The sequence below is a fragment of the Pseudophaeobacter flagellatus genome (assembly GCF_021228235.1).
GTDB classification, from domain to species: Bacteria; Pseudomonadota; Alphaproteobacteria; order Rhodobacterales; family Rhodobacteraceae; genus Pseudophaeobacter; species Pseudophaeobacter flagellatus.
Genome location: NZ_JAJQRG010000007.1, coordinates 190,830 through 207,049, shown reverse-complemented (window position 1 = coordinate 207,049; position 16,220 = coordinate 190,830). Strand labels below are relative to the sequence as shown.

Sequence of the window (16,220 nt, the reverse complement as noted above, 5' to 3'; positions counted from 1 at the left end):
ATGACCGCAGCGACACATCCAGTCCGGCAAAATACTCCATCGTCTATCTCCCTTGCTCACAGATATCCTGCGATCCTAACGGGAGCTCGACCTCAAATCAGGGTCAGCCCAATTACGCATGCTTCGGGCAGGATGATCGAACCCGCCCGGTATAAAAAGGGAAAGAGCCATATGCTGGCGGGCATATGGCTCTTATTGGAACAGGCAGTCATCGGGATGGAATGAGAATGTCTGTCTTGCAGTGACTATTGCAGGATCGAGCAGGCCAATCTGTGATCTGGTTCACAGCGGGGGGCGGTTTTGAATTTTATTCACCCGCCTTTTGGCAAGAAATGAAGCAATCCCCTGTCGATAACCTGGCAAGAGTTAACGGATTCTTGGCCTCTTTGGGTGCACTGTCTGGTTGGACGATGACCTAACCCACAACAAGAGTGGCCACCTGATGATGAAAAAAACCATTGTAAGCGCCTTATTTGCTCTGGCTGCAAATACAGCTGCCGCCTCTGATCTGCCGTTGGGAGATTCCGCCTCGGCGAAGGTGTTTTTACAGCTCAGCGGCATACAGCAGCTGGCTGCTGTCATGGATCCGCTGCTGTCGGTGCCCGGCGGTGCCTTTCGCATCGTAGAGGGTGATTCCCTGGCTTTGGGGAATTTGCGCATACGCTTGGCCGGAATTGATGCGCCTGAAATTGCGCAGCGTTGCAACACTGCCGAAGGCATGCTTTGGGAATGCGCTGTGCAGGCAGAGGACCGTATGCGTGATATTCTGCGCGCGGCTGACCGGGTTGAATGCTTTAGCAACGATCAAGACAATTATGGATACTACGTGGCATCCTGCAAGGCGGATGGCGCAGACATTGGCGCCCAACTGGTCTCGGAAGGGTTGGCCTGGGCAGATGATACGCAGGGCTACTACCAGGCCGAAGCAGCCCAGGCACAGGCGGCAAACCTGGGGATTTGGCAGGCCGCCACTGCCTCGCCATCGGACTGGCGCCGGGCGCATAAATAGTCGGCAGCATCAGGCGGTCCAGCCTGTATTCCGAACCCTGGTTTTCAAGGTTCGGTTTTGAGAGGCGGCTGGTCCGGGGTTAGATTGATTCCGGTTCGGCCAAGAGCGCCAGAGCGCTGCGGTCCAGGATCTGCAGACCGCCACGACTGATTTCAATCAACTGGCTGCGTTTCCAATTCGACAGGGTTTTTGAAACGGCCTCGCGGGTGGCGCCAACATATTCTGCCAGCTCGGCCTGTGACAGGGCTAGGCGGCCATTGCCATTGTCCGGCGTCAAATACAGCAGCTTGCGCGCAAGACGCACGGGCATTGGCAAAAACACCTGTTCATTCAACTGCATATTCATCCAGCGCATGCGCTGCCCGGCAAGGCGCAGCAGGTCTCCGGCGAGTTCGGGCTGCTGTTGGATCTGGGCCAGAATATCGCGATTGCGCAGGCGCAGCAGCCTGCTGGGTTCGGCGGCGGTAACCGTTGCGGTGCGCAGGCCGGGATCAAACAGCACGATTTCCCCAAATACGGCACCGGGGCGCATCAGATCAAGCGAGAGCTTACGCCCGGCTGCCGAGAGGGTGGAAAATTCCAGAGAGCCTTCGATGATGGCATAAAAGGCATCCCCCGTGTCGCCCTGTTCGAACAGGACCTCGCCATTGGACAGACGCAGCTCGCTTGCCTGACTTTCCAGCATTTCGCGCAGTGGGGCCGAAGCGGCAGACAAAAAGCCGGTTTCTGGCAAACGGTCGTTTCGCATAGGATCGGGTCTCCGTCAGTGTTGCGTTACTTGCCTAGGCTGGCTGGAAGAGCTGGCGCACAGGGGCAGGCGGGGGCGGAACTGGCGCCGCTACCTGTTGCTGGAGGCTTCTAGCAGAGCGCGGCGGTTTGGGAAACTCCGGCGTTTGCTCTGGCTGCCCTTTGGCGCGGCGGCCTATTTGGCGGGCGGGACGGCGACAAGGCAGGGGATGTCGCGGGGGGCGTCATGTCTTACCGGGCGATGGCCACCAGTCCCAACTGTCGTGCTGTCGCAAGTGAGAGCGTGCTGCTATCCAGCCCTGTCTCTTTCTGGTAACGGCGCAGGCCAATCCTGGTGGCGCGATCCATTCGCCCGGTGGGGGCGCCGCGATAATAGCCCCGTACGGCAAGGGCGCGTTGAACAGAGGCGATAAAGCTTGGGGTCATCTCTGCCGGGCAGGGTGTTTCGATCCAGCTGTCGCGCCGCGGCTGAACGATTTCTTGCCGGGTTACGGTGCGAAACACGGCGGGGCGGGTGATCTGGCCTGTGGCATTCTGTTGTGCCGGTGTAACCATGACTTGATCGGTGACGGTCTCGATCACGGCGGGGCTGGTGTTGCGGTGCCAGCAGGTGCCGGGGGGCGCATCAGGCGGGGCGACGGGGCGGGAAACCATTCCGGTCGGCGGCGGGGCTGACGGATCGGCAGGGATGCAGGCCGTCAGGCCAAGCAGCGCGGTCAGCGACAGGGCCGCAACAAGGAAGCTGTTAGGTGTGCTCATGGCTTGGTGCTCGATCCCTTTGGGTGCTTTTGCCGCGCCCTTTGGGCGGAGACTAAACCAGATTTGCAGAGGGCGCAAAGGTGGGATTGTGCCTGTATCTGGTTCGTGTGACGAACCGGCATGCAACAAATATGGAACAGTGGCGGTGCGGATAGGCAGAGGCCTTTGGTTGTCGCAAATTGGGCTGGTGCCGGGGCGGGGCCTTGGCTACATATTCAGCTAAGAACCGAGAAGGGGAAGAACCGACGATGGCAAAGATCACTTATGTCGAACACAATGGCACCAAACATGTCGTGGATGTGGCCAATGGCCTGACCGTGATGGAAGGGGCTCGCGACAACAACATTCCAGGTATTGAAGCAGACTGTGGCGGCGCCTGCGCCTGTTCCACCTGCCATGTTTACATCCATCCTGATTGGGTTGAAAAGCTCCCGGTGAAGGATGACATGGAAGAGGATATGCTTGATTTTGCCTTCGAGCCGGACCCTGTCCGCTCGCGCTTGACCTGCCAGGTCAAGGTCAGCGATGCCCTGGACGGGTTGGTCGTGCAGATGCCTGAAAAGCAGATCTGATGCTCTTTGGGGCCAGGGCGCGGCATCTACCGCTTCGCCCTTGGCCCCGTCTTATGCGCCGCGCGCTGCATATTCTGGCGCTTGCGGTAGGTGTTGCTGGCGCGGCGCCGCTGGCAGCTGAGATTCCCGCCGACGCGTTTTCTGATCCGCCCCGCTATTAACCGCATGGCGTGCTTGGGGGCGGATAGGATGCGACCGTCTTCTTATTTATTGGCGCAATATGGGTGACACAGGTGCGGGGCGTGATGCCGTTGTGCGGATTGGCTCAGCAGGCGTGACCTTGCCCAGCACGCGGATGTTTGAAGATCTTGCCCTAGGTCTGGCCGATCTGGATGGTGATGGGCAACACGCGATCAGCTTGGTCGAAAGTGATGTCTGACTGGGCGCGGAATTGGCGATCTATGATCAGCAGGGGGGGATGTTGCGAACACGCCTGCCATAGGCCCCCGCTTTCTCTGGCTGGCCCCGATAGGGGCGGCAGATCTTAATGGCGACGGGTTTACCGGGATTGCCTATATTGACCGCCCATATCTGGCCTGCCCTCTGCGTATCTGGCGGTCCAATGATGGCAGTCTCACCTAGGTTGCCGCTCAGCCGGGGTAATCAGCCATCGGGTCGTATTACCTCCGGGCTGTGCGACTGCGGTGCTGGGAGGCTGGTGGATGTAAGTTGGCAGCGGCTGGTTTCAATACAGCTGAGGGATGGAGCGGTCCACCGCCGTGATATCGCCCGTTTGCCGGGCCACCCAGCCTGGAGGAGGCACTGGATCGCCTATGATCGGTCAGCCTGTGATTGGTCGGCTCGTGATCAGTCGGCCTAGTTCCCCCCAGCTTGTGTTCCGCCAGCCTGTGGGCCAGCCTGTGGGCCTGACATTTGGGTCGCGATAGCAGCCACCGCGCCGCGCCTTGGCGCGGCGCTCGGCCCAAGGGTGCGGCATTCTTTGAATGCCAGGGCACGCGGGAGCTCCCCTTGTTGCCCGGTTTGCGGCACTTCGCGGGGGCTCTGACAAAGATGGCATGATACCGAAGCGAAACCCGCAGCCCCTCCAAACAGGGCGATCCGGGGGCGAAGGGCTATCGCTGTGCGACCACGTGATCGCCGCCAATATTCCCCAGCGAAGAAAACAGGCTGGCGGTGTTGTTCACCCCCATTTTCTTCAGCAGCCTTGCGCGATGGACCTCTACGGTGCGGTAGCTGAGATTGAGAGACCGGGCAATTTCCTTGCTGGTCTGGCCTTCGCCAAGCAGGGAATAGACCTCTCTTTCGCGGCGGGTCAGCGGCAGATAGGGGCGGGATCCGGACAGATCGACAAAGCTCCAGACGGCGCGCCCCAATGGGGTGTTGGGGGTGAAGCTATGGCCGCGCACCCGAACCCAGAACAATTCGCCAGACCTGCGTCGCATGACCCGTTCGTCCCAATAGGGATTACCTGCGCTCAGATTTTTGTCGCCACGGGTGCGCAGGTTCTGGAATTCCTCCTCCGATGGGTAGAGGAAGGCAAAAAGCTGATCCAGCAGATCCTCACGCGGATAGCCGAACATTTCGCAAAAGCGCTGATTGCATTCCCGGACCACCCGGTTTTCGGTGACCACAAGGCCAACAGGGGCAAAGTCAAAGGCCAGTTTCGCCAGATCCCGGGTTGCAAAAAGGGGGTCGAGCGTATCAGAGCAGGGGTGTTGTTCCATCGTCCCTCCAAGAGCTTATGCCGATTGTAGCCGCTAAGGGCGCGGGTTCAAACAGATTTGACCAGCCGCGCTGAATTGCCACCCAAGGCGCAGGCACCGCCCGGACGGGACGGCGCGCCTGTCGAGCGCCCGGGTAATACGCCCCGCCTCGGTTGAGCCCACCAAGAGGCACGCCATTGGCGCGGGCGCACAGGCGAGGCAGGCCCAGCTATCAGTCAACTTGTGTCAGCCAGCGTGAGAGGTGGTCGGGCGCTAGTCCAGCGCACGCCAGCCGATGTCGCGGCGGCAAAAACCCTGCGGCCAGTCGATCTGATCCACCATGGCATAGGCGCGATCGCGGGCCTCTTGCAGGGTGTCACCCCGGGCCGTTACATTCAAAACCCGTCCGCCGGTTGCAATGATCGCGCCGTCTTTTTGCGCGGTGCCTGCGTGAAAGACCATATTGGCGCTATCCTCGGGCAGGGCATCCAGGCCTTTGATCAGGCTACCCTTTTCATAGGCGCCGGGATAGCCGTTGGCAGCCATGACTACGGTAATCGCGTGATCGTCGGCCCAGTTCACCTGGGCCTCGGCCAAGCGTGCCTCGGCGGCGGCCTGCATCAGATCCAGCGCCTGTGCGCCCAGGCGCATCATCAGAACCTGGCATTCAGGGTCGCCAAAGCGCACGTTATATTCCACCAACCGGGGCTGGCCGTCCTTGATCATCAGCCCGGCATAGAGCACGCCTTGGTAGGGTGTGCCGCGCTCTGCCATCACTTTCATTGTCGGTTTGACAATCTGCTCCATGGCGCGGGCTTCGATTTCAGCGCTCAGCACCGGCGCGGGCGAATAGGCCCCCATGCCGCCAGTGTTGGGGCCGGTGTCGCCTTCTCCGACGCGTTTGTGATCCTGGGCAGAGCCAATAGACAGGATCTCTTCGCCATCAACCAGCACAAAGAGCGATGCCTCTTCGCCCTCCATGAATTCTTCGATCACCACCTCGGCGCCGGCGCCACCAAAGGCACCGCCAAACATATCGTCAATGGCGGCCTCGGCTTCGGCCTCGGTCATGGCGATGATCACGCCTTTGCCGGCGGCCAGCCCATCGGCCTTGACCACTGTCGGCGCGCCATGTTTACGAATATGCGCCTTGGCGGCCTCGGCATCGGTGAAATGCCCATAGCCCGCGGTTGGGGCCTGTGCCGCATCGCAGACCTCTTTGGTGAAACTCTTGGAGGCCTCCAGTCGCGCCGCCGCCTCGGAGGGGCCAAAGACCAGAACACCCGCATCGCGGAGCCGATCGGCAACCCCGGCTGCCAAGGGGGCTTCGGGGCCGATGATGACAAAGCCGATGGCATTTGCTTCGACGAAATTGGTGACTACGGCCCCATCCATGATGTCGAGGTCGGCGCATTCCGCGATCTGGGCAATCCCGGCGTTGCCCGGCGCGACGATCAGCTTGTCGCATTTTGGGTTTTGCATCACAGCCCAGGCCAGGGCGTGTTCGCGCCCGCCGCTGCCAAGGATAAGAATATTCATTGCGTCGTCTCCGATCTGCTGACCCGGCGCTGCTGTGGCAGAGACCGTAATCAGTTGCGCCCATGAACCCCGAAGCCGCGCGCCGGGGCTTGTCTTGCTTGCGGCGGGTTCTATGCTGCGCGAGCCCGCAAAACAAGAACCCGCAGGTTCTGCGAGTTCAGAACGCAAACTTTGCCGCAGGAGTGCCCCTCGCGTGTCCGACCTATTTGACGACCCCCAACCTGGCCAGAACGCCCCGGAATTCAGCGTTTCCGAAATCGCGGGCGAGGTAAAGCGCACGCTAGAGGGAACCTTTGGCCGCATCCGGGTGCGCGGCGAAGTGGGCCGGGTGTTCAAGGCACGCTCAGGCCATTTGTATTACGACATCAAGGATGATCGCTCGGTCTTGGCCTGCACCACCTGGAAGGGGCAAATTTCCAGCCTTGCCGTGGTGCCGGAAGAGGGGCTGGAGGTGGTGGTTACCGGGCGGCTCACCGCTTTTGGGGCGCAGTCAAAATACAACATGAATGTGGATGAGGTGGCAGTCGCGGGGCAGGGGGCTCTGATGGCCTTGCTGGAAAAGCGCAAGAAACAGCTCGAATCAGAGGGTCTGTTTGCGCCGGAACGCAAGAAACCGCTCCCCTATCTGCCGCATATCATTGGTGTTGTGACCTCGCCATCTGGTGCGGTGATCCGCGATATTCTGCACCGCCTGCGCGAGCGGTTCCCGCGCAAGGTCCTGGTCTGGCCGGTGGCGGTTCAGGGCAGCAACTGCGCGTCGGAAGTGGCCCGCGCCATCGAGGGCTTCAACCAGATGACCCCGGGGGGGGCCTTGCCGCGTCCCGATCTGATCATTGTTGCTCGCGGTGGCGGTGCCATTGAAGATCTTTGGGGCTTTAATGAAGAGGTGGTGGCCCGCGCGGCTGCGGCTTCGCAGATCCCGCTGATTTCGGCAGTGGGCCATGAAACTGATACCACGCTGATAGACTTTGTCTCTGATCGCCGTGCGCCAACACCTACGGCGGCGGCTGAACTGGCGGTGCCGGTGCGGATGGAGCTGATGGCCTGGGTAGAGGATCAGGGCGCGCGGCTGTTGCGGGCCTCAAATCAGGCGGTGCAGCAGCGCCGCCAGCGGCTGAGCGACCTGTCCCGCGCCATGCCTCGCCCCGAGAGCCTATTGGACACGCCGCGCCAGCGCCTGGATCATGTCTCTGACCGGCTGCCGCGCGCCCTGATTGCGGGGGTGCAGAATCGTCATGTTGCCCTTAGCCGGGCTTCTGCGGCGCTGCGCCCGGCAACCCTGCGTCATCTTATGGACTCTCGTCGCGAACGGCTGGGCAATCTGTCGACGCGGCTGAGCCTGCGCCCCATTGCCCAGGAGGCTGCGCGCCAGACTGTGCAATTGGCCCGGCTGGTAACTGCCCTGGAAACCGCCCAGACATTGCGGCTGGATCGCAACCGACAACAGCTGAAATCGGCCGGACGCCAGCTGGATATCCTGAGCTATAAGGGGACGCTGGCGCGGGGCTATGCCGTGGTGCGCAGTGAAGATGCAATTGTCACCAGCCGCAAAGAGGCCGCCGCCGCCAGTGGGCTGCGTATTGAATTTGCCGACGGCGAGTTTGATTTGACGGCACAGAGGTCTGCCCAGGAAGGCGCGACCTAGACACCAACCTCTGGGCCGAGGCAGATCATCTCTTGGTCGACCTCGCTTGCCTCATACAGATGGGTTGCCTGCGGATCGTTCTGGAACCGTGCATTCAGCCCATCGGGGGTCAGGGTAAAGCTCCAGCATTGGGGCGGACCCTGGTCTTGGTAGACGAAACAGATCAGGTCTGCCTCTTGGTACCAGATGCCCTCTTGGCAGCGGCCATCGAGAAAGGACCAGATCACCCGACGGTTGGGCAGGTAGCGTTCAGCCCCGTAGGGGCTGCCATCCAAGCCGTAGAACAGCGTTTTGCCCTGCGTGTAGCGGTCAAATTCGGCAGCGCCCATTGGCTCTGCTGCCTGGGACGGCAGGGGCCGTATGGCCAGGTCGGCCAAAAAGACAAGCAGGATGGCAAAGGGAATCAACATCTGGCGCATGGCTCAACTGTGTCAGAGCGCAGGGGCCAGGCCAAGAATTTAGCGCCAAGGGCACTGTGCAAACGGGGGTGGACCTGCGCGGTTGTTTTCTTGTCGATTTGCCTTGGGGTTGCCTTTGACCTGGCCCGGCAATCGCGACAAATAGGGCAGAGACGGAGTGCGGAGGGCATAAGATGGTTGCAGTGACATGTATCGAGGCAGTGGCAGGGGTGGCGGCGCTGGCCTATCTTGGCTTTACCGTCCGTGCCCCCAGTGCGCTGCGTAGTCTGCTTAAAACGGCGGCGGTGGCGTTCCTTGCTGTAGCGGCTTTGGCCTCGGGCGCGCCGTTCTGGCTGGTGGTGGGGCTGGGGGGCTGCGCCCTGGGGGATTATTGCCTGTCGCGCAGCGGCGAGACGATGTTCATGGCCGGGGTTGGGGCCTTTGCGATGGGGCATCTGGCCTATGTAGCACTGTTTCTGGGCGATGACAGCGCCGTGCTGCGCCAGATCTGGACCCTGCCTGGCCTTGGGCTCACTTCGGTCCTTGTACTCCTGGGGTTTGGCATGGCAGCGATTTTGGCACCTGTTGCGGGGCAGCTACGGGGGCCGGTGCTGGGCTATATCCCGATCATCCTTGCCATGGGGCTGGCGGCGCTGACCCTGACGGACCCAGCGCTGGTCTGGGTGCTGCCGGCGGCTCTGGCCTTTGTGGCTTCGGATGTGGCGCTTGCCTTTGAAACCTTTGTGCTTTCGCCGCAGCATCCGCTGCGCCGAAAGCTGCCCTATGTGGTCTGGCCTCTCTACTGGGGGGCGCAGGCGGGGTTTTATCTGTCTTTTTCCTGACCAAGGGGCGCATCCGCTTTGCAACCGGGTACAATCCGCATTAGGTGAAGGGGAAACCTTTTTGCGGAGGCCCAGATGGCGTTTTTCTCAAAGCTCAAGGAGCGCTTGTTCAAATCCTCTTCCAAACTGGATGCGGGGCTGGACGCCATTGTCGAAGAGGGCAACGGCGCTGAGCCCCCAGCTGCGCCCGTCCCCTCTGCCCCGATCACCGACCCCGCGCCGAGCGAAGCGACATCGCCGCAAACACCCCCGGTTGCCGCCGCACCGGATGCAGAAAAACCAAGCGGCATTCTGGGGCGCTTGATTGGGCGCAGCGGCGGTACAGAACAACGCCGCACCCTTGATGATGAGATGCTCGAACAGCTGGAAGAGCTGCTGATCGCTGCCGATATGGGGGTCGATACCGCCCTGCGTGTCACTGCCAATATGGCAGAGGGACGCTTGGGGAAAAAGCTATCAGCTCGTGAAATCAAGGAACTGCTGGCCGCCGAGATCGCGCGGATAATGGAGCAGGTGGCAAAGCCGATGCCAATCTATCCACATCGCCCGCAGGTGGTTCTGGTGGTTGGGGTCAATGGCTCAGGCAAGACCACCACCATTGGCAAGCTGGCCAGTCAGTTCAAGCGCGCAGGCAAGAAGGTTGTTATCGCCGCTGGTGATACCTTCCGCGCTGCCGCAGTAGAACAATTGCAAATCTGGGGAGAGCGAGCGGGCGTGCCGGTGCTGACCGCGCCCGAAGGCTCTGATCCGGCCAGCCTGGCCTTTGACGCCATGACAAAGGCGCAAGAGGAGGGCGCTGATCTCCTGATGATCGATACCGCCGGGCGGTTGCAAAACCGGGCGGATCTGATGGAAGAGCTGGCGAAGATCATCCGCGTCATTCGTAAAAAGGACGAAAGCGCGCCGCATAATACGCTCTTGGTGCTGGATGCGACCACTGGCCAGAACGCCCTGCGCCAGGTCGAGACCTTTCAAAAACTGGCAGATGTTTCTGGCTTGGTGATGACCAAACTCGACGGCACCGCCAAGGGCGGGGTGCTGGTGGCACTGGCAGATAAATTTGGCCTTCCCATTCATGCCATCGGTGTTGGCGAACAGATCGACGACCTCGATGCCTTTGACCCGGAAGATTTCGCTGCTGCACTGACCGGTCTGGACCGCACCCCATGATCGCAGCCTCCCGCCTGCCTGCATCCCCTGGTCGTCTCCCGGGCCCAGGCTTCATTTGGCCGCAAATATCCTCCGGGGGGTTGGGGGTGGAAAACCCCCAATCTCTGACCGTGCAAGCAATGGATAAGGCATGAGCGACTGGCTGATCTCGCTTGAGGGCACAGAGGCGGGCCATCAGGCGGCACTTTGGCTGGCGCTGATGGCGGCCTTCTTACATGCGGTTTTTGGCGCGCTGCAAAAGGGCAAGCACGATCCTTGGCTGTCGCGTGGGTCAATTGACGCCTCCTATGGGTTGATGGCGGCGCCTTTTGCACTGTTTGTGGTGCCCTGGCCCGAACCGCATATGTGGCCGATTTTTGCTATGGTCTGGCTTATTCACATTACCTACAAGGTGTTGCAGGCGCTGGCCTATACCAAGGGCAGCTATACGGTGGTCTACCCGGTGGTGCGCGGGACCGGGCCGCTGTTCACCGTCATCGGATCTTATTATCTATTCGGAGAGGTGTTTTCACTGGTGCAATGGGCCGGTATCGGCGTGTTGCTGGCGGGAATTTTCGGGCTGGCGGCCTATAATTATCGATATCTGGTGACCGAACGCGACACCCTTGGGCTGGCGATGGCTCTGGCGCTGGTGACAGGTCTCTTCGTGGCGCTTTATACCACATATGATGCCTATGGGATCCGCGCCACTGCCGATCCTTTTACCTTTCTTGCGTGGTTCTTCCTGATAGATTCCCTGGCGCTGCCGCCCTATGCCTATCTGCGCTGGCGGCGCATGGCCGATCGGCCAGCTCTGGCGCCACTTGCCGTGCGGGGGGTGTTTGGCGGGCTGGTGGCCTTTGCCTCCTTTGGCGCGGTGATGCTGGCAACCCGGCTGGACAAGGTGGGCGAGGCTGCAGTCTTGCGCGAAACCTCCACCGTTTTTGCCGCGCTCATCGGTTGGCTGGTGTTAAAGGAAACCGTTGGTCCGCGGCGCATTGCCTTGATGGCTTTGATCGCGCTGGGGGCCGTGATAGTGGAAATGGGTGGCTGATCTCAGTCGGCATACAGCCCCATAGTACAGGCCCCAATCGGGGAAAGAGACAGCAACAGGAGAGCCCATGACGCGCCCAGAAAAAACTGCAGTCAAGCAGATCAATCCCACCCTGAAGATGGTGCTGGAGCTTGGTCCTATTGTGCTGTTTTTCATCGGTTACCTGAAGCTGCGCGAGGATGTGTTCTTGATCGCAGGTCAGGAATACAAAGGCTTTATCGTGGTCACGGCCGCCTTTATCCCGCTGATGATCCTGTCGACCCTGGCCCTGTGGAAACTGACCGGGCATCTGTCAAAGATGCAGATTGCGACGCTGGTGCTGGTTGTCTTCATGGGGGGGCTGTCGGTCTGGCTCAATGATGAGCGGTTTTTCAAAATGAAACCGACGCTGATCTATTTGCTGTTTGGCGGTGCGCTGGGCGTGGGGCTGTTGCGGGGGCAAAGCTATCTAAAGCTGGTGATGGAAGAGCTGATGCCGCTGGAACACGAGGGCTGGATGATCCTGACCCGGCGCATCTGCCTGTTCTTTCTGGCTTTGGCCGTGGCAAACGAGGCGATTTGGCGCAGCCAGAGCACCGACACCTGGGTCTATTTCAAGACCTTTGGTTTGCCGGTGGCGATGTTTGCCTTCTTCATGTTTCAGGGGCAGGTCTTTCAGAAACATGGTATTTCCGATGACGATGAGAAAGAGGTCTAGGCCCTGATCTCTTCATCCGGCACCACTGGGGCCAGAGCCTAGGCAACTGTCAATGCCTTATCCCGTCGGTGCCTGCGACTGATCAAATGCGATCATTTGCCAAACAGTACCTTCTGCGCCTGGCTGTCAGAGCGATCGGCGCGCCTTTCGGCTTCTAATTTGCGCCCTGCAATGATGCCAGGCCGCGCCCATAGGTCCTGCAACCAGCGCGCCATATGCGGCTTGTCCTCCAGGCTTTGTTCCTGCCCCTCCCAGAGAGAGGCCCAGGGCCAGATCGCTATATCGGCAATGGTAAAGCTGTCGCCTGCCACAAACTGATGATCGGCCAGCTGGCGGTTCAATACGCCATAAAGCCGCATAACCTCTGCCCGGTAGCGATCCTGGGCATAGGGGATGGGATCCGGGGCATATTTCAGAAAGTGATGCGCCTGACCGGCCATCGGCCCCAGCCCACCCATCTGCCACATCAGCCATTGATCCACGGCCAGCCGCTCTCGTTCGGTATCGCCGTAAAATTGTCCGGTTTTGCGTGCCAGATACTGCAGGATTGCACCGCTCTCAAACAGTGAGATGGGCGCGCCGTCGGGCCCTTGCGGATCAATGATGGCGGGCATCCGGTTATTGGGAGAGATTTTCAGGAAATCCGGTGCGAACTGGTCTCCCTTGGAGATATTGATCAGGTTGACGCGATAGGGCAGGCCCATTTCTTCAAGTGCGATAGAGATCTTCCAGCCATTTGGCGTCGGCCAATAATAAAGCGTAATTGGGTCCTGCATGATCCGTCCTTCGTAAACCGCGTTGCGCCAAAGCAGAGCATGTGCCGCGCGCAAGAACAAGGTTGCCCTGTCTGGTCTGCGCAATCGGCAGGCTGGCGCGCGGACCCAGACCGCCAGGGTCCGACAGAGGCCAAATGCTGCCGATGCCAGATCAGCTTGCCTGTCCGCGAATCTTTTTCAACCCTGTGATGGCTACGCACCAAGGTCAGTAAAGCGCAGGAAGCGCCCTTTGCAAACTTGGCCGTTTGACGCAATCAGCTGAGGATTTGTGCTGCGGCGCAGCTCGCCGTTTCTGCCGTTCGCCGCGACTGCGAGGTTCTGGAGCCGGTGAACTCACACAGAACGGACAAAGTTGCCGTTTGCCAACTCAACTCGAGAGCCCGCATTGGGAGATTGAGAATCACGATTTTAGCAGATTATTGTTTCATCGACATCACTTAAGCTTCGTTCAATTTGCACGGTTGGCGGGGCGCGTAGTGTTTGCAGGATGACGCAGCTGCGTTCTGCGGCGTCGATAAGCGCGTTCAGATGCGGCTTTGACAAATCACACTCCGTTTTCAGGTTGACCTTCATATGCGCGTTTTGAAACCCAACAGGTACACCGTCACCTGTCATCAGCGCCCCTCGAACGTCTGCACCCAGACTGACCCGCACTTCGAGGTGGCTCAGTTTTATCTCCTTGAGGTTGGCAATCATGCGGATCGCCGTATCAAGGCAACTTGCCAACGCAGCGGCAAGGAGTTCGCCGGGGCATGGAAAATCGCTTTCGCCTCCGACGGCTTTGTGAACGGATACGGGGATATCCAAGGGCACACCTTCGCCGCAAACGACATGGCCGTGGATTGGATGATCAGCGGGAACCTGGACATCAACCGTCGTCGCATGGTCATACACCCAAGCGGCATCCGGCGTGTCATGATAGAGCTTGCGCAGTGGTAATTGGCGGTTGAAAATATTGGTCTGCTGTCTTTCTGCGAAAGAAAGGATGTGGCTCAGGTGTTTGGGATCCAGTGACATTTTATCGCCCCCGCCCAAGTCCGGGTACAAACGCCGGAACTTCACGCTGATAGGCGCGATAGTCATTGCCGATCTCGGCAATCAGATCTTTTTCTTCGAGATGAAGCACCGCGATGACGATGTATCCTGTGGTCACCAACGCGAATAAAAGATGCCCCACCGACATGGTTGGCGCTGCCCAAAAGGCAATCAGAAACCCGGTCATGATGGGATGACGCACCAATCTGTATAGGCCGACTTTGAGGAAGCCCGGATGTGTTGCGTTTCGGTTTTTCAGGTTCGCGTAGATTTGCTTCAGGCCAAACAGATCAAAGTGATCAATCATGAAGGTCGATGTCAAAACCACCAGCCAGCCGATCCCGAACAGCACGGTCAACACCGTTCCGAAGGCGGTATTGCCGACATCCCATACTGGTGTCGCAAGCGGCTGCCAGAACACGAAGATCAGGATCAGGGCAGCACATGTCATTAAAATATACGTGCTGCGTTCAGCGGCTTTGGGAATGATTTTTGTCCAGAGGCGTTTGAACGCGGGACGCGCCATGATGCTGTGTTGAAGCGCGAAGGCAGACAGCAGCGCCAGATTGATTATGATTGAAGTTGCGACTGCCCCCTGTACGCCGGAATCAATGGATTTTGGCACCAGAATGTTGCCAACAAATCCAATGGAATACAGGAATGTAACCAGAAAGATGACGTAGGCAGAGATGCCATATAGGAATGTAACTGAGCGGCCCATGGCGAACTCCTTAAATTGCGAAATCACCCGTGAAATCGGGCGTGCCTCAAGGATGAGCGCTGAGATGGGTTGGAGATACTCCACATTCTGTACCAAACCACTACACAATCCGTAGTAGTCAGAAAGCCCATGATCACTATAGGCTATCAAGATGGATGGAAAAACGAAGAACATATCTGGCAGCCTGTGCCCGGCAATGGCATCCGCAGATATATTGGGCGACAAATGGACCCTGTTATTGTTGCGCGAGATGCTCCTAGGAACGACTCGGTTCGGCCGGTTTCAAAAGGCCATCCCAAGGATGTCACCTTCGATCTTAAGCAAGCGGCTAAAGACGCTGGAGGCTGCTGACATAATCATTCGAAAGGCAGCGCCATCTGGTCAGGCGACCGAATATAAGCTTACGCGTTCTGGCCGGGAACTTGGGCCCATTGTCGAAAACATGGCTGTCTGGGGTATGCGGTGGCGCAAACGCAGTATCGCGGCGCAAGATTGTGATGTCGGCGGGTTCATGTGGGATTTTCACCGAACGCTGAATACCGCAGGCTTGCCCGACGGGGAAACCGTCATCCTCGTGCAAATATCCGACCGTGCCGATCTTAATTCATGGTGGGTGATTGCAAACGGCGATGCGGTCGACCTTTGCATCGACGATCCGGGGCATGAGGTTGATGTCTATTTGACGACGACGCTCGCAAATCTGATAGCGCTTTGGTTCGGGGATGTGGATCTGCAATCGGCGGTGAATGACAAAACCATATTTTTGGACGGGCCTAGACACCTGCTAAACACTGCGCAGGACTGGATGGCGCAGTCTCCACTTGTCGGAGTCCGGTCCGCCTCTATAGCTGGTTGATTTTCCTTGTCCAGTTTATGACCCTGACCTTTGGTCAAAAAGCAGACCTTCATGCGGGCGGAAAATGTGACTGACACGTTGGACTTGGCTTTACAGGCGTCAGGGTGCGATCAGGTCAACGTTGTCCACAAACCGCGCCTACTCAGCGACAACGGCTCCAGCTACGTCTCGGGCGATCTGGCTGAATCGCTGCAGGACAAAGGCAGGAAGCAATCACTGAGCGCCGTATCATCCCCAGACGCAGGGCAAGATCGAGCGTTGGCATCAAACCTTAAAGAACCAGATCCTGCTGGAAAACTACTTCCTGCCCGGCGCTCTCTAAGCCCAGATCGAAACCTTCGTCGATCATTACAACCATCAGCGTTATCACGAGAGCCTGAACAACGTTACGCTAGTCGATGTCTACTTTGGCCTTGGCAGGGCAATTTTGGAACAACAAGAAAGGATCAAACAGAAGACGCTCGAAGCGTGACGCTTGCATCACAGCCAACGCGCCGCACAATCAAACCAACCAGATGAGCCCACTCTCTCTTGGTTTAGGCCGCCTGTGGTTCCAAAAAACTGACGACAGACAAGGATCCTCGATCCCCAGAAGAACGCAAGTGCGAATAAAGGATGCAGAGATGTTATTGGCGCGATAGGGGAGATCGAGGCATTTTCTGAGCTTGATGGCATGGAATGGATAATAGCTACCGCCTCGGGCGTGCGTTCACACCAGACGTTGTTTCCGATTTCCCCCCTGGGTTCTTCATATCTC

The 16,220-nt window shown here is 58.9% G+C and carries 17 protein-coding genes and 1 pseudogene; 10 read left to right on the top strand and 8 right to left on the bottom strand.

Annotated features, from left to right (window positions below):
- The first annotated feature begins 442 nt into the window (after positions 1-442).
- Positions 443-1,009, top strand: coding sequence for a thermonuclease family protein (locus tag LRK71_RS14595; protein ID WP_232404556.1), 567 nt, complete (start codon positions 443-445; stop codon positions 1,007-1,009).
- Positions 1,010-1,088: 79 nt separating this feature from the next.
- Here the strand turns inward: LRK71_RS14595 and LRK71_RS14590 are convergent, their stop codons facing one another.
- On the bottom strand, positions 1,089-1,757 hold the full coding sequence (locus LRK71_RS14590; protein ID WP_232404555.1) for a Crp/Fnr family transcriptional regulator: 669 nt from the start codon (positions 1,755-1,757) through the stop codon (positions 1,089-1,091).
- A 230-nt stretch (positions 1,758-1,987) separates the two neighbouring features.
- The gene (locus LRK71_RS14585; RefSeq protein WP_232404554.1) at positions 1,988-2,515 is read right to left on the bottom strand and encodes a peptidoglycan-binding domain-containing protein; all 528 of its coding nucleotides are present in this window, start codon (positions 2,513-2,515) and stop codon (positions 1,988-1,990) included.
- 248 nt (positions 2,516-2,763) lie between these two features.
- On the opposite strand from LRK71_RS14585, the gene LRK71_RS14580 reads away from it, so the two are divergent.
- Both LRK71_RS14580 and LRK71_RS14575 read left to right on the top strand, forming a co-directional pair.
- Positions 2,764-3,087 (top strand): 2Fe-2S iron-sulfur cluster-binding protein, encoded by a 324-nt coding sequence (locus tag LRK71_RS14580; protein WP_232404553.1) that lies wholly within the window; start codon positions 2,764-2,766, stop codon positions 3,085-3,087.
- A 220-nt stretch (positions 3,088-3,307) separates the two neighbouring features.
- A complete protein-coding gene (locus LRK71_RS14575) occupies positions 3,308-3,466 on the top strand; it encodes a hypothetical protein (protein WP_232404552.1) in 159 nt (52 codons plus the stop codon).
- Positions 3,467-4,160: 694 nt separating this feature from the next.
- Here LRK71_RS14575 and LRK71_RS14570 read toward each other — a convergent pair.
- Together LRK71_RS14570 and purD are read right to left on the bottom strand one after the other, a co-directional pair.
- Positions 4,161-4,772: a LuxR C-terminal-related transcriptional regulator gene (locus tag LRK71_RS14570; protein WP_232404551.1), complete on the bottom strand. Its 612-nt coding sequence runs from the start codon at positions 4,770-4,772 to the stop codon at positions 4,161-4,163.
- Positions 4,773-5,024: 252 nt separating this feature from the next.
- Positions 5,025-6,290, bottom strand: a complete 1,266-nt coding sequence (gene purD / locus LRK71_RS14565) for a phosphoribosylamine--glycine ligase (RefSeq protein WP_232404550.1) — start codon at positions 6,288-6,290, stop codon at positions 5,025-5,027.
- Positions 6,291-6,483: 193 nt separating this feature from the next.
- Between purD and xseA the strand changes: the two genes are divergently transcribed.
- Positions 6,484-7,935: an exodeoxyribonuclease VII large subunit gene (gene xseA / locus LRK71_RS14560; RefSeq protein WP_232404549.1), complete on the top strand. Its 1,452-nt coding sequence runs from the start codon at positions 6,484-6,486 to the stop codon at positions 7,933-7,935.
- Here xseA and LRK71_RS14555 read toward each other — a convergent pair.
- Positions 7,932-8,345 carry a hypothetical protein gene (locus LRK71_RS14555; RefSeq protein WP_408636011.1) on the bottom strand — a complete coding sequence of 138 codons (414 nt, stop codon included), beginning with the start codon at positions 8,343-8,345 and terminating at the stop codon, positions 7,932-7,934. The two genes, xseA and LRK71_RS14555, sit on opposite strands and share 4 nt — an antisense overlap.
- Before the next feature lie 182 nt (positions 8,346-8,527).
- Here LRK71_RS14555 and LRK71_RS14550 point away from each other — a divergent pair, with 182 nt between their 5' ends.
- From LRK71_RS14550 to LRK71_RS14535, 4 genes are all read left to right on the top strand, one after another.
- Complete coding sequence (locus tag LRK71_RS14550; RefSeq protein WP_232404547.1) at positions 8,528-9,175, top strand: lysoplasmalogenase family protein; 648 nt, start codon at positions 8,528-8,530, stop codon at positions 9,173-9,175.
- A 75-nt stretch (positions 9,176-9,250) separates the two neighbouring features.
- Positions 9,251-10,345, top strand: coding sequence for a signal recognition particle-docking protein FtsY (ftsY, locus tag LRK71_RS14545; RefSeq protein ID WP_232404546.1), 1,095 nt, complete (start codon positions 9,251-9,253; stop codon positions 10,343-10,345).
- 130 nt (positions 10,346-10,475) lie between these two features.
- The gene (locus LRK71_RS14540) at positions 10,476-11,378 is read left to right on the top strand and encodes an EamA family transporter (RefSeq protein WP_232404545.1); all 903 of its coding nucleotides are present in this window, start codon (positions 10,476-10,478) and stop codon (positions 11,376-11,378) included.
- A 67-nt stretch (positions 11,379-11,445) separates the two neighbouring features.
- On the top strand, positions 11,446-12,075 hold the full coding sequence (locus LRK71_RS14535; protein WP_232404544.1) for an inner membrane-spanning protein YciB: 630 nt from the start codon (positions 11,446-11,448) through the stop codon (positions 12,073-12,075).
- Positions 12,076-12,167: 92 nt separating this feature from the next.
- Here LRK71_RS14535 and LRK71_RS14530 read toward each other — a convergent pair whose 3' ends face one another.
- The 3 genes from LRK71_RS14530 to mddA all read right to left on the bottom strand — a co-directional run bounded on the left by LRK71_RS14530 (position 12,168) and on the right by mddA (position 14,781).
- Positions 12,168-12,851 carry a glutathione S-transferase N-terminal domain-containing protein gene (locus LRK71_RS14530; RefSeq protein WP_232404543.1) on the bottom strand — a complete coding sequence of 228 codons (684 nt, stop codon included), beginning with the start codon at positions 12,849-12,851 and terminating at the stop codon, positions 12,168-12,170.
- Positions 12,852-13,259: 408 nt separating this feature from the next.
- Complete coding sequence (locus LRK71_RS14525; protein WP_232404542.1) at positions 13,260-13,868, bottom strand: OsmC family protein; 609 nt, start codon at positions 13,866-13,868, stop codon at positions 13,260-13,262.
- Position 13,869: 1 nt separating this feature from the next.
- Entirely contained in the window at positions 13,870-14,781 is a 912-nt protein-coding gene (gene mddA / locus LRK71_RS14520) for a methanethiol S-methyltransferase (protein WP_232404541.1), read from the bottom strand.
- On the opposite strand from mddA, the gene LRK71_RS14515 reads away from it, so the two are divergent.
- Both LRK71_RS14515 and LRK71_RS14510 read left to right on the top strand, forming a co-directional pair.
- Positions 14,759-15,463, top strand: a complete 705-nt coding sequence (locus tag LRK71_RS14515; RefSeq protein WP_232404540.1) for a winged helix-turn-helix transcriptional regulator — start codon at positions 14,759-14,761, stop codon at positions 15,461-15,463. The two genes, mddA and LRK71_RS14515, sit on opposite strands and share 23 nt — an antisense overlap.
- A 51-nt stretch (positions 15,464-15,514) precedes the next feature.
- Positions 15,515-15,935, top strand: a pseudogene (locus LRK71_RS14510) (integrase core domain-containing protein); the annotation flags it as partial.
- Positions 15,936-16,220 lie beyond the last annotated feature (285 nt).